The sequence below is a fragment of the Pseudoalteromonas pernae genome (genome assembly GCF_039831865.1).
GTDB classification, from domain to species: Bacteria; Pseudomonadota; Gammaproteobacteria; order Enterobacterales; family Alteromonadaceae; genus Pseudoalteromonas; species Pseudoalteromonas pernae.
In genome coordinates this window covers 739,989-753,354 of sequence record NZ_JBDODM010000002.1, presented here as the reverse complement: position 1 = coordinate 753,354, position 13,366 = coordinate 739,989, and the positions used below count along the sequence as shown (strand labels likewise).

Annotated in this window: 14 protein-coding genes; 12 read left to right on the top strand and 2 right to left on the bottom strand. The window is 45.9% G+C overall.

Translation table 11 applies throughout. The features are described 5' to 3' along the window. Positions 1–24: 24 nt before the first annotated feature. Together V1358_RS07635 and gpmM are read right to left on the bottom strand one after the other, a co-directional pair. Complete coding sequence (locus tag V1358_RS07635; RefSeq protein WP_347393104.1) at positions 25–1,182, bottom strand: murein hydrolase activator EnvC family protein; 1,158 nt, start codon at positions 1,180–1,182, stop codon at positions 25–27. A 14-nt stretch (positions 1,183–1,196) separates the two neighbouring features. Then, a complete protein-coding gene (gene gpmM / locus V1358_RS07630) occupies positions 1,197–2,732 on the bottom strand; it encodes a 2,3-bisphosphoglycerate-independent phosphoglycerate mutase (RefSeq protein ID WP_347393103.1) in 1,536 nt (511 codons plus the stop codon). A 200-nt stretch (positions 2,733–2,932) separates the two neighbouring features. Here gpmM and V1358_RS07625 point away from each other — a divergent pair, with 200 nt between their 5' ends. The 12 genes from V1358_RS07625 (at position 2,933) to phoR (ending at position 13,335) form a co-directional block, all read left to right on the top strand. Continuing rightward, the gene (locus V1358_RS07625) at positions 2,933–3,364 is read left to right on the top strand and encodes a rhodanese-like domain-containing protein (protein ID WP_347390361.1); all 432 of its coding nucleotides are present in this window, start codon (positions 2,933–2,935) and stop codon (positions 3,362–3,364) included. 19 nt (positions 3,365–3,383) lie between these two features. Next, the gene (gene grxC, locus V1358_RS07620; protein WP_347390362.1) at positions 3,384–3,641 is read left to right on the top strand and encodes a glutaredoxin 3; all 258 of its coding nucleotides are present in this window, start codon (positions 3,384–3,386) and stop codon (positions 3,639–3,641) included. A 67-nt stretch (positions 3,642–3,708) separates the two neighbouring features. Next, positions 3,709–4,188, top strand: a complete 480-nt coding sequence (gene secB / locus V1358_RS07615) for a protein-export chaperone SecB (RefSeq protein ID WP_347390363.1) — start codon at positions 3,709–3,711, stop codon at positions 4,186–4,188. 3 nt (positions 4,189–4,191) lie between these two features. Then, positions 4,192–5,202, top strand: a complete 1,011-nt coding sequence (gene gpsA, locus V1358_RS07610; protein ID WP_347393102.1) for an NAD(P)H-dependent glycerol-3-phosphate dehydrogenase — start codon at positions 4,192–4,194, stop codon at positions 5,200–5,202. Positions 5,203–5,314: 112 nt separating this feature from the next. After that, positions 5,315–5,572 (top strand): hypothetical protein, encoded by a 258-nt coding sequence (locus V1358_RS07605; RefSeq protein WP_347390365.1) that lies wholly within the window; start codon positions 5,315–5,317, stop codon positions 5,570–5,572. Positions 5,573–5,612: 40 nt separating this feature from the next. Continuing rightward, on the top strand, positions 5,613–6,158 hold the full coding sequence (ampD, locus tag V1358_RS07600) for a 1,6-anhydro-N-acetylmuramyl-L-alanine amidase AmpD (RefSeq protein WP_347393101.1): 546 nt from the start codon (positions 5,613–5,615) through the stop codon (positions 6,156–6,158). 45 nt (positions 6,159–6,203) lie between these two features. Beyond that, positions 6,204–7,052 carry a beta-lactamase regulator AmpE gene (gene ampE, locus V1358_RS07595; RefSeq protein WP_347393100.1) on the top strand — a complete coding sequence of 283 codons (849 nt, stop codon included), beginning with the start codon at positions 6,204–6,206 and terminating at the stop codon, positions 7,050–7,052. 200 nt (positions 7,053–7,252) lie between these two features. Continuing rightward, the gene (gene epd / locus V1358_RS07590; protein ID WP_347393099.1) at positions 7,253–8,281 is read left to right on the top strand and encodes an erythrose-4-phosphate dehydrogenase; all 1,029 of its coding nucleotides are present in this window, start codon (positions 7,253–7,255) and stop codon (positions 8,279–8,281) included. A 23-nt stretch (positions 8,282–8,304) separates the two neighbouring features. Next, positions 8,305–9,480: a phosphoglycerate kinase gene (locus V1358_RS07585; protein WP_347393098.1), complete on the top strand. Its 1,176-nt coding sequence runs from the start codon at positions 8,305–8,307 to the stop codon at positions 9,478–9,480. A gap of 143 nt (positions 9,481–9,623) precedes the next feature. Further along, entirely contained in the window at positions 9,624–10,688 is a 1,065-nt protein-coding gene (gene fba, locus V1358_RS07580) for a class II fructose-bisphosphate aldolase (protein WP_347393097.1), read from the top strand. A 533-nt stretch (positions 10,689–11,221) separates the two neighbouring features. Further along, positions 11,222–11,911: a phosphate regulon transcriptional regulator PhoB gene (gene phoB / locus V1358_RS07575; protein ID WP_347390371.1), complete on the top strand. Its 690-nt coding sequence runs from the start codon at positions 11,222–11,224 to the stop codon at positions 11,909–11,911. Between the two features lie 92 nt (positions 11,912–12,003). Further along, the gene (gene phoR / locus V1358_RS07570; RefSeq protein ID WP_347390372.1) at positions 12,004–13,335 is read left to right on the top strand and encodes a phosphate regulon sensor histidine kinase PhoR; all 1,332 of its coding nucleotides are present in this window, start codon (positions 12,004–12,006) and stop codon (positions 13,333–13,335) included. Positions 13,336–13,366: the final 31 nt, after the last annotated feature.

Below are 13,366 nucleotides of genomic sequence, written 5' to 3'. Positions count from 1 at the left end.
CCCTTAGGCGCAGCCACTATTCAATTATGAGGACTTGCACCATGTAGTTGGGTTAACGGCACGTCCTTTGTGACGTATTTCGAAGTATAGACCAGGATCAACTTGGCCGCCGCTCTGACCGACTAATGCAATAGTCTCACCTTGGTAGACTTGGTCGCCCACTTCTTTTAGCAAGGCTTGAGCATGGCCATACAGACTCATGTAGCCTTCACCGTGGTCAACAACCATGACCCAGCCAAAGCCTTTGAGCCAATCAGCAAACACCACCTGACCATCTTGGATGCTGTTAATGTTGCTGCCCTCACTGGCGCCAATCACCACACCTTTCCAGTTAAAACCGGGGCGTTTACGGGTGCCAAATTTATGTTTAAGTGGCCCGCGAGTTGGCCACGAGAGCTTTCCTTTGCTGGCACCTAGGCCGAGCATGGCTATTTGACGCCCTTTACTTTGTTCTAAATCCTCCAAGGTGGAAATGAGCGTTTGTTCATTATCTTTAAGGTAATTGATCGAGCTCTGAAGCTCATTAAGCTCACTTTGGAGTGCGTCAACTTGAGATTTACGTTGCTCTTTTGCGGCAATTAGCTCGGCATGTTGTTGTTCTTCTTGCGCGCGCAGTTGTTCTAATTGAGCGCGGTTTTGCGCCAGAGCTGCTTGGTTTTTCTCTATTTCAGCGAGCGTTTCTTTCAGTGCGTCTAACTGCTGTAAACGCGCCTTATTGAGGTAGTCGTAATAACTTATTGTGCGCTCTAACTTTGCTGTATTCTGTTGATTAAGGAGTAACTTTGAGTAGTCATGCCCGCCGACCATGTAGGCGCTTTTCAATTGCGCGGCTAGCGCAGCATCAAATGTTTTGCGTTGCTCTTCTAATACCTGAGCTTCGCGTTCGAGTTCTTTATGTTGCTCACGGTTGCTGGAAATCTTAGCATCGAGGCTACGCAGTTCTTTGGCGTTTTCAGCAATGGCTTTTTCTGACTGTCTTAATTCCTTTTGCAAGGAACTTAAGGACCCTTTATGGCTTTTGAGGTTTTGCTGATTTTTTTTCAGTTCTTTTTGAACTTCAGTTAAATCCTGTTTAGTACGATCTTCGTTGGCGAAAGTGCCAACTGGGGTGAACATCAGCAAAAGCGCCGCATAAAGCAGCGGCACTTTGCCTGATGTGATTAGGCGATTGAACCTAAGCATGGGCCTATAATCCGTTATTTAAGGCGCATGATTGGTGAACCAGTCATTTCTTCTGGTTGCTCCATACCCATCAGATGCAGCATTGTAGGCGCCACATCACTGAGTGTTTTGCCCGCCACAGGCTCGGCATCGCGGCCAACATAAATAAATGGCACTGGCTCACTAGTATGCGCTGTGTGCGCTTGACCTGAATTTGGATCTTGCATTTGTTCTGCATTACCGTGATCCGCCGTAATAAGCGCTTCACCACCGACTTGTTCAAGCGCCTCGACAACGCGACCAATACAGGCATCAACTGCTTCACATGCTTTCACCGCAGCTGCAAATACCCCTGAGTGACCAACCATGTCGCCGTTAGGGTAGTTACAAATGATCACGTCGTACTGACCGCTGTGAATTGCTTCAACGAGTTTATCTGTTAGCAACGCTGAGTTCATCTCTGGCTGCAGGTCATAGGTGGCCACATCAGGTGAAGGGATCAGCTCACGGCTTTCGCCGTCAAACTCTTGTTCACGACCGCCGCTGAAGAAGAACGTTACGTGTGCGTATTTTTCTGTTTCAGAAATACGAAGTTGGGTTTTGTCATGCTTCGCTAGCCATTCACCCAGTACATTGTTTAATGGCTCTGGTGGGAAGGCCACAGGCGCTTGGATGTCGGCTGCGTACTCAGTCAGCATTACAAAGGCCGCAAGATTAGGCGTTTTCTTCTTAGTGAAACCATTAAAATCGGCATCTACGAATGTGCGAGTCATTTGACGTGCACGGTCGGCACGGAAGTTCATGAATAACACGGCGTCACCATCATTAATGGTCGCAGGTGCATCACCAATCACTGTCGCTTTTACAAATTCATCATTTTCATCACGCTCGTAAGCAGCATGCAAGCCACTGACTGCATCAGGCGCTTTATATTGTGATTCACCCAACACCATTAGGTCATAGGCGCTTTCTACGCGGTCCCAACGATTATCTCGGTCCATAGCATAATAACGACCAACGATTGAAGCGATTCGCCCCTTGCCTAGACGAGCAAAGGTTGCGTCAATTTTTTGCAAAGACGCCTCAGCACTGCGTGGCGGCGTGTCGCGACCATCCAAAAATGCATGAACATAAATTTCTTCGGCGCCACGCTGGGCTGCTAATTCAATGGCTGCAACAATATGATCTTCGTGGCTATGAACACCACCTGGGCTCATAAGGCCCATTAAATGTACTGCTTTGCCTGCGTCAACCGCTTTGTCGATTGCCTCAACGAGAGCGTGGTTTTGGGCGAATGTACCCTCGTCAATGGCTTTAGTAATACGGGTAAAATCTTGATAAACAACACGGCCGGCACCCAAGTTTACGTGACCAACTTCTGAGTTACCCATTTGTCCGTCCGGAAGACCCACATCCATACCAGACCCAGAAATCAAAGTGTGAGGACGCTCTTGCCACAGCTTGTCTAAAACAGGTGTGTTGGCGGCTAAAATAGCATTACTTTCACTTTCTTCACGGTAACCCCACCCATCGAGAATCATAAGTACGAGTGGTTTTTTAGGCTGAGTCATTGTCGCTCCTGAGATATGTGCACGTCGATTGAAACCTAACCCTTGTGACATCACTAAAACGGTTATCTACAAGTGGTTTGGCTATTATCCTACCGTTTTTTGCTCAACATCGCAGTAGAAAATATTTCATCAATTGGTAACTTTAAGGCAAGTGTGTATACTTGTGCCGCCCTCTAGGTTTGAACAATAAAGTATCACGTATGGAACAATACATTGAATTTATCGGCAATCACCCGATCTTAAGCATTATCTGGCTGGTAATAGTGTTTATGCTTATTACGGGCTGGTTCAAAAGTAAGTTTTCTGCAATCAAGCAGATTAACCCGCAGCAACTCACATTAATGGTGAATCGCGAGAGTGCGGTTATTGCAGATATTCGTCCACTAAAAGACTTCAATACAGGTCGCATTGCTAACTCAGTACACCTGAGTGTCGAAAAAGCAAAACAAAGTGACTTTGCAGAGCTTGAAAAGCACAAAAACAATCCCATTATACTGGTATGTGCAACAGGTATGACGGCTTCAGGCATCGCAAATAACCTTGCTAAAGCTGGCTTTGAAAGCGTCTTTATCCTCTCTGGTGGCATGCAATCATGGCAAACTGCGGGATTGCCGCTTGTTTCTGGTCGCTAATCAGCGTTGAGAGAAATATATGACTGATGTAGTTTTATATACCAAAGATTACTGCCCATTTTGTCAACGTGCTAAGGCATTGTTAGATAAGAAAGGTGTTGCTTATACCGAGCATGATATTGGCCGTAAGCCTGAGCTTCGCGAAGAAATGATCGCAAAAGCAAATGGCGGTTATACGGTGCCGCAAATTTTTATCGGCGAACACCATGTGGGTGGTTGCGATGATATGATGGCATTAGAAGCCAAAGGCGAGTTAAATACGCTTTTAGGCGCTTAATAATAATTTCAGTACCGAGCCGCACTTTTTGCGGCTTATTACTTAAGACAGATTGATAGGAATTACAATGGAAGAGCAAAATCAAGGCGCAGCACAAGAACAACAAGCGCAATTTTCAATTCAACGTATCTATACAAAAGACGTGTCTTTTGAAACGCCAAATTCTCCAGCTATTTTCCAAAAAGAGTGGAAACCAGAAGTTAAGCTAGACATCGATACACGTTCAAACAAACTTGAAAACGGTATCTTCGAAGTTGTTTTAGCGTTAACTGTTACCGCAACTATCGGTGAAGAAACAGCATTCCTATGTGAAATCCAACAAGCTGGTATTTTCGCAATTGGTGAATTAGAAGAGCTGCAAACAGCACACATGCTAGGCGCTTTCTGCCCGAATGTGCTATTCCCTTACGCTCGCGAAGCAGTTTCTAACCTAGTAAACCGTGGTACTTTCCCACAGTTGAACCTTGCTCCAGTTAATTTTGACGCGCTATTTGCACAGTACATGCAACAACGTGTTGCTGAACAAGCGCAACAGGCTGACGCATAAGTTATGAGTGCTACAGCACAATCGGCTGTAACTGTTCTAGGGGCGGGGTCGTATGGCACCGCCCTTGCTATTTGCTTTGCACGCAATGGTCATCAAGTAACCCTGTGGGGACGCGATGCTGCGCACGTAGAAAAGCTGGCAAATGAGCGTAAAAACGAACAGTACCTCGGCGATATTCCATTTCCAGAAACCTTAGAACTTCAGAGCGATTTAGAACTGGCAGTAAAAAGCAGTGATATCGTGCTCGTGGTAGTGCCAAGTCACGCCTTTTCTGGTTTGCTGAAAACGATTCAACCTATGTTGCTTGATGGCGCTAAAGTCGCGTGGGCAACCAAAGGCTTAGAGCCAGATACGGGTCGTTTGTTGCAAGACGTGGCAAAGCAAGAGTTGGGTGATGAAGTCGAATTAGCAGTGTTGTCTGGCCCTACGTTTGCAAAAGAAATGGCGGCAGGTTTACCAACAGCGATTTCAGTATCGGCAACCAGTGATGAGCTGTGTGAGCGGTTATCGAGCTTGTTGCATTGCGGGCGCTCGTTCCGTGTGTATCGCAACAATGACTTTATCGGCATCCAGCTTGGCGGCGCAGTGAAAAATGTCATTGCTATCGGCGCGGGTATCGCAGATGGCTTTGGTTTTGGCGCGAATGCCAGAACAGCGCTTATCACTCGTGGGTTAGCAGAGTTATGTCGTCTTGGTTGTGCATTAGGGGCTAAATCAGAAACCTTTATGGGGATGGCTGGTTTGGGCGATCTGATTCTTACCTGTACCGACAATCAATCGCGCAATCGCCGTTTTGGTTTAGCGCTAGGGCAGGGTCTAGACGTAGACTCAGCACAGCAACAAATCGGTCAGGTGGTTGAAGGTTATCGCAACACCAAAGAAGTGTATATGTTAGCGAAGCGTACTGGTATTGAAATGCCTATCACTGAGCAGATATACCAAGTGCTGTACGAAAACAAAGACGTGAAGCAAGCTGCCATGGCCTTATTAGGGCGAGAGCAAAAAGCTGAATGATGTACCTTTAATGGTACAAGTTGTTGATAAGGCACTGCATTTTGAATGCGGTGCTTTTTTTTTACCCCGTATACGCTATATTTACTGGATATGTTTTGCAGGGTAAGCAACCATGGCACACGCGAGAAAGATAGATAACGAGCGCCGTAGCGGACAAAGGACATTCCGTGAGCATTACGCTAATTTAACAGGCGAGCAAATAGACAAAGTCTACACGCTCACCAAGATGGGGTTTGAATTAGATTTTGTGCGCTCAGACTCAGACGAAAATCACGTCGCAATTCTACGTCGCGACGAAGAGTTGGTGAGTGTAAATCGTTACGGTGAATGTAATTTTTCCCCCGAGGTTGCCTTGCGCACTGACTCCTAGCGCTTTACCATGGCAGGCAATATGTTGATGGTAAGATGCTATGGATATTTCACTAAACGGTCTTTGTACAGACGCTTCCCAGCTTCCATGTACTCACTTCGATGAACGCCCGCAACAAGAAGTTTCCTTGTTAGTTATCCATTGTATTTCTTTACCTGAAGGGCACTTTGGCACCCCCTACATCGATGACTTATTTTGCGGCCGTTTGAACTGTGATGCGCATCCCAGTTTTGCATCGCTTGAGGGGGTGAGAGTGTCTGCCCATTGCTTGATCGATAGACAAGGCAAAGTTAGGCAATACGTACCATTTGATAAGCGTGCGTGGCATGCTGGTGTGTCCTCATACTCAGGGCGTGAGCGTTGCAATGACTTTAGTATTGGCATTGAGCTTGAGGGCACCGACAAATTACCTTACACGGAGCAGCAATATCTCGCGCTCGCGAAACTAACTCAGGCACTGATGGAGATGTACCCCAAAATTACAAAAGAGCGCATTGTCGGCCATAGCGACATCGCCCCAGGGCGTAAAACAGATCCCGGTGAAGGCTTTGATTGGCAGCACTTTTTTGACCTTACTTTTGCCTAAAACTACGATAGACTAAAGGAAGTTTAGGCTGGACGTTTATCTACTATGACTCTGATTTCAATAATTTTTGCTCTCATCGCCGAGCGCCTCGGGGCACGATCTAAACCATGGCAGATTGCCACTTATGCACAGTGGTACATGACGAAAAGTCAAAATATCCTTACTCGCGCTAGTGCCAGCTCAAAGGTTGTGGGCATCATCCTTTGGTTACTTATTCCCACTCTTATCGTTGCCTTCATTGCACATCTCAGTGATTTCGTGTTGTGGCAACTACTTGTGAACACTACCTTAGTGTTGGTGTGCTTTGGGTGCGCGACAATGCGAGCACATTATAAAGGTTACTTAAACGCGTTAACACGCGATGACAATGAAGCGGCAACCTTGTACGCCCTCCAAATGGGACAAATCCGCACCGAAGATGAAGAGCAAGGTGAAACTTTTGCGCAAACGCTGGCGTGGGTGAACTTTCGTTTTTACTGTGCCGTTATCTTCTGGTTTGTTATTTTGGGTGCTCCAGGGGCTGTATTCTATTCACTGGCGCGCACCTATCTGGATATAAGCACAGATCAAGAACACCACTTAGCGGGTTGGCACAATGCCTTGCACAAGCTTGTTTTCTGGTTGGATTGGCCAGCAGCGCGTGTCGCAAGTTTTGGTTACCTAGTGATCGGTAACTTTTCCAAGGGGACGCAGACGTGGTTGCAGCATGTGCTTAACTTCACGGTGCCAAACCGTGAAGTGATCACGCAAACAGCATTAGCAGCAGAGCAAATTGAACTCGAACACTACGGTTGCACCATTGAAGCTCAATGTATGATGCGTTTAGTGAAGCGTAACATTTTGTTCTTCTTAGCACTTATTGCCATTTTGACGCTCTTTGGTGGTCTGTCTTGAAGTTAGTTTGTAGGGGCTTTTAGCGGTCAATACCTCCTCAATCACCTGAAAAGTGGTATTTGGGTATCGTAGAGTACACCCGATTAACGCTTTTTATTTGTACTTGCCCCTTACACTCAAGGCGCGAGTCGATTACAATAGCGGCCATTATTCTTAGACCTGCGTCTGTTCATCTTTCTTCATGGCGGTAGTCTGTACATATGGCAATTAAGCTAGCAATAAATGGCTTTGGGCGTATTGGGCGTAATATTTTACGCGCTCTATACGAAAGTGGTCGCCGTAGTGAATTCGAAATTGTCGCAATCAATGAACTAGCAAAGCCAGAAGGCATTGCGCATCTCTTAAAATATGACACGGCACATGGTCGTTTCGCTTTTCCCGTTGAGTTGGGCGAGAAGTCGCTAATCGTCGATGGCGATGAAATTGCGTTATACAGCGAACAAGAGGCCGGTGCACTGCCTTGGCAACAACACCATGTGGATGTCGTGCTTGAATGTACCGGCGTTTACCACTCGCGCGAACACGCGCAATTGCACTTAAATGCTGGTGCCAAGAAAGTATTGTTTTCCCAACCGGCGGATGCCGATGTTGACGCAACGATTGTTTTTGGTATTAACGACCATGAGCTCAAAGCTGAGCACACCATTGTTTCTAATGGTTCATGTACCACTAACTGTATTGTGCCTGTTATTCAAGTACTTGATGATGCCTTTGGCATTGAATCTGGTGCGATTACGACTATCCATGCGTCAATGCACGATCAACAAGTGATTGATGCTTACCATGACGATCTGCGTCGTACCCGTGCAGCAAGCCAGTCTATTATTCCGGTTGATACAAAGCTTGCGCGTGGTATTGAGCGCATACTGCCAAAATTTCATAGCCGCTTTGAAGCAATCGCAGTGCGAGTGCCGACAATCAATGTGACGGCCATGGACTTGAGTGTGACGGTTAACACCGATGTGTCTCTTGGTGATGTAAATAAGGCAATAGCCAAAGCCGTACATGGGCGTCTTGCGGGTATTTTGGATTACACAGAAGAACCACTCGTGTCAGTAGATTTTAACCATGATGCACATTCTTGTATCATTGATGGAACACAGACACGCGTTAGTCATAAACGTTTGATAAAACTTTTAGTATGGTGTGACAACGAGTGGGGGTTCGCGCATCGAATGCTTGATACCTCTGCAGCGTGGATGCAAGCAACTGCATCACATCTTGAATAAAACGTATAACTAAGGAGAAGAGAATGTCGGTCATTAAGATGGCGGATTTGGATTTAGCTGGTAAGCGCGTTTTGATCCGTGAAGACCTAAACGTACCAGTTAAAGATGGCAAAGTTAGCTCAGACGCGCGTTTACGTGCAGCACTCCCTACCATCGAACTTGCGCTAGAAAAAGGCGCTAAAGTGATGATCATGTCGCACTTAGGTCGTCCAACCGAAGGCCAATATGACGCAGAATTCTCTCTTGCTCCAGTTGTTGATTACCTTAACGAAAAACTGTCTCAGCAAGTTCGCCTAGCGACTGATTACCTAGACGGTGTTGAAGTTGCAGACAACGAAGTTGTGGTGTTTGAAAACGTACGCTTCAACAAAGGCGAAAAAGCCAATGACGAAGCCTTGTCAAAGCAACTAGCTGCATTGTGTGACGTGTATGTGATGGATGCTTTCGGTACTGCGCACCGTGCACAAGCATCTACACACGGTGTAGGTATGCATGCACCTGTTGCTTGTGCGGGCCCACTGCTTGCTGCAGAGCTTGATGCACTTGGTAAAGCGCTTGATAACCCTAAGCGTCCTTTGGTAGCTATCGTGGGTGGTTCAAAAGTATCGACGAAACTAACGGTATTGGATTCACTATCAAATGTGGTTGACCAACTGGTAACAGGTGGCGGTATTGCCAACACCTTTATCGCAGCAGCTGGCCACTCAGTAGGTAAGTCTCTTTATGAGAAAGACCTGATTGCTGAAGCGCAAAAATTAACAGATACAGCACGTGCAAATGGCGGCGACATTCCTGTGCCGGTTGACGTAGTTGTTGGTAACGAATTCTCTGAGTCAGCTGTTGCGCAGCTTAAAGATGTGCAAGATGTAACTGACGAAGACATGATCTTTGATATTGGTCCAAACACTGCAAAACAACTTGGCGACATTATCGCTCAGGCTGGCACGATTGTTTGGAATGGCCCAGTAGGTGTATTTGAATTTGACCAGTTCGGTAATGGTACGCAAAGTATCGCAAAAGCGATTGCCAATTCAGATGCCTTCTCAATTGCAGGTGGCGGCGATACGCTGGCGGCGATTGATAAATACAATGTGGCTGATAAGATCTCATATATTTCCACTGGTGGTGGTGCCTTCTTAGAATTCTTAGAAGGGAAAAAATTACCAGCGGTTGCTATGCTTGAAGAGCGAGCAAAATAAAGAAATAACGTTTAGGCCGGCCTCTCTCACTTTTGCCGGCCTTATGTTATGAGCCAAAGTGGCTCGTGTTTGAATAAATTCAAACATTAATCCCGTTCAAAAACCCGATAGTCTGGTGCTATCAAAAATTGGAGATAAGCGAAATGGCTTTGATCAGTATGCGTCAACTTCTCGACCATGCGGCGGAATTTGGTTACGGCGTACCTGCCTTCAATGTAAATAACCAAGAGCAAATGCGTGCCATCATGGAAGCGGCCGACAAGACAAACAGCCCGGTTATTGTACAAGGCTCAGCTGGTGCCCGTGCATACGCAGGTGCCCCTTTTATTCGCCATATGATTTTGGCAGCAATTGAAGAGTGGCCACACATTCCTGTAGTTATGCACCAAGACCACGGTACTTCACCGGCAGTGTGTCAGCGTTCAATTCAACTAGGTTTCTCATCAGTGATGATGGATGGTTCATTGTTGGATGATGGTAAAACTCCTTCTAGCTATGAATACAATGTGGACGTAACCCGTCGCACAGTAGAAATGGCGCATGCGTGCGGTGTTTCAGTTGAGGGTGAGCTAGGTGTACTTGGTTCACTTGAAACTGGTGAAGCTGGTGAAGAAGATGGTATCGGTGCGGTCGGCAAACTATCTCACGACCAACTACTGACAGATCCAGAAGAAGCGGCAGACTTCGTATCTAAGACTGGTGTAGACGCGCTAGCAATTGCCTGCGGTACGTCACACGGTGCATACAAGTTTACTCGTCCACCAACGGGCGACATTCTTGCTATCGACCGCATCAAAGAAATCCACAGCCGTATCCCTGACACACACCTTGTAATGCACGGTTCTTCATCTGTACCACAAGAGTGGTTAGCAGTAATTAACGAGTACGGTGGTGAGATCCCTGAAACTTACGGTGTGCCAGTTGAGCAGATCGTTGAAGGTATCAAGCACGGTGTGCGTAAAGTAAACATCGATACAGACTTACGTTTAGCATCAACAGGCGCTATTCGCCGTCATTTAGCACATAATCCTGCTAACTTTGACCCACGTAAGTTCTTAGCTGAAGCAACTAAAGCTATGACTGAAATCTGTGTAGCGCGTTATGAAGCGTTTGGTACAGCCGGTCAGGCAGCTAAAATCAAGCCAATCTCGCTAGATGACATGCATATGCGTTATCTAAGCGGTCAGCTGGATCCTAAGATCAAGTAATCAGCTGATTAAAGCCAAAAAGCCTCGCCTTATGCGGGGCTTTTTTAGATCACGATTTTACTAATTCACCCAGGTTACGATCTTGCTTTGAGGCACTTCCTACTCAGCTGAAAAGCACCTTTTTTAACTATCTTTATGAAAGTTAAATAGTTATTTTTGTCATCAAGTCGATCTGTTGGGATCAGTATTTTATCAACCATGACGATTTTGGATCATAATTTTACTAGCTTACAGAGCTAATTGCCTGGCTTTGTTTAATTAGTAATCAAAAATCATAGGGTTATTGGCGCTGTTTTGATCGAGCTTGGTATAAATCTGATCCAAGTAGTGATCAATTAGTAAAATACTGATCTCTACTGGCCTGAATTAGTACAAATCTGATCCGTAGCCTGCGCCTTAGTAAGAAGTTGATCTGTACTGATCTGCAAGGGATTTTTGCTTGATTCCGTTATAGCGTGTACGCTTTCATAAAATTGTCACAAAAAGTCATAATAATGACATCAGTTCAATAAAGCTAATTAGAGATAAACGGAATGTCACGTAAAGTTCTTGTTGTTGATGATGAAGCGCCAATACGCGAAATGCTGGTGTTTGTATTAGAACAAAATGGTTTTCAAGCGATTGAAGCTGAGGATTACGACTCTGCAATAGCTTCTATGGTCGAGCCCTACCCAGATATGGTGCTACTAGACTGGATGCTACCAGGTGGTAGCGGCATTCAGATCGCAAAGAAATTTAAGCAAAGCGAGCATACTCGCCAGATCCCAATCATCATGTTGACTGCACGTGGCGAAGAAGAAGATAAAGTTCGTGGCTTGGAAGTAGGTGCGGATGATTATGTGACGAAGCCGTTCTCTCCGAAAGAGTTGATGGCTCGTATTAAAGCGGTCATTCGCCGAGTAGCGCCAACTTCTTTAGAAGAAGCGATTGAGGTTCATGGTCTTCGTTTAGATCCTATCTCGCACCGCGTGACATCACAAGGCAGTGAATTGGACATGGGTCCGACAGAGTTTCGTTTATTGCATTTCTTCATGACACACCCAGAGCGCGTATACAGCCGTGAACAGTTGCTGGATCATGTTTGGGGAACTAATGTGTATGTGGAAGATAGAACGGTAGATGTGCACATTCGACGTTTACGTAAAGCGATTTCGCCTATGGGCCACGACCGTTTAGTACAAACAGTGCGCGGCGCTGGTTACCGTTTCTCAAGCAAAGTGTAAGCACTGTGAAATCGTGCATTGGATAGTTTTAGGTTTACCTATTTGGTAAACATCCCTATGCTAGCAAAGCACGTATGAAATAGAGATATTCTATGTATCGAGTAGTTAATAAACGAACCTTAACTAAGCGTTTGTTTATGTATTTCTTACCGCTAGTGTTAATAGGCGTGCTTGTGGGCGCGCCTTTTTTGCTTTTGTTTCTGGGTGCTTTCACCTTGCTTCTTTGGCACTATCGGCAGCTTTATCGCCTCAGCGATTGGCTTATTAATCAACGTAGCTTTAATCCCCCAGAAGGAGAGGGTGCGTGGGAACAAGTCTTTGAAGGCATTTATCATCTCCAACAGCGTAACAGAAAAAAGCGTAACGAGTTGGCGGACCTAATTCGTCGTTTTCGTGAAGGTGCGGAAGCCGTTCCCGATGCCGTTGTCGTGTTACAAAAAGATTTTAGTATTGTCTGGTGCAACCAACTAGCTCTGCGTTTACTCGGTTTGCAGTGGCCAACCGATCATGGACAACGCATTGATAACCTCATTCGCCATCCAAAATTCAGCCGCTATATGCTCAAAGGTGATTATGACGATGCGCTCGAATTAGATTTAGCGCACAACGGCGAACAAGTGCTTGAATTTCGAGTCATGCCTTACGCGCAATCACAAATTATGATGGTGGTACGTGATATCACGCGCTTGAAGCAACTTGAGCAAATGCGCAAAGACTTCGTTGCCAATGTATCGCACGAACTGCGTACTCCGTTAACTGTGGTAACTGGCTACCTAGAGATGATGGATGCGGATAACATGCCACCACCGGCAATGTGGAACAAAGCCCATGGCACCATGATTGATCAATGCCAGCGCATGGACAGTTTAGTCAATCAACTGTTGTCCTTGTCTCGTATTGAAGGGGCACGCAAACATGATAATGACAAACCCGTGCATGTGCCGAGTATGCTTGAACTTATTCATACAGAAGCCCAGTCCCTCAATGCGGATAAAGGTCACACCCTCAACTTTGAGATTGACCAAAGTCTAGATGTATTAGGTGCTGCGGAAGAGTTACGAAGTGCGTTTTCGAATTTGGTATTTAATGCCGTGCACTACACGCCAGAGCATGGCGAAATTACAGTCCGTTGGCAGCTAAAAGATGGATATGCGCATTTTAGCGTCACCGACAATGGCGATGGTATCGCACCCGAACATTTAAACCGTTTAACTGAGCGCTTTTATCGTGTTGATAAGGCGCGAAGCAGAAAAACGGGTGGTTCAGGACTGGGCTTAGCGATTACCAAACATGTACTCACACGCCATGACTCAACCTTACATATCGACAGCAAAGTTGGGGAGGGCAGCTGTTTTTGGTTTGCCTTTGGCCCAAGCTGGATCGTTGCCAATCATCAAGACACGCTTATTTCATCAAAGTCATAAAAGTGTCATTTTTAAGTAATCTAACTGTCAT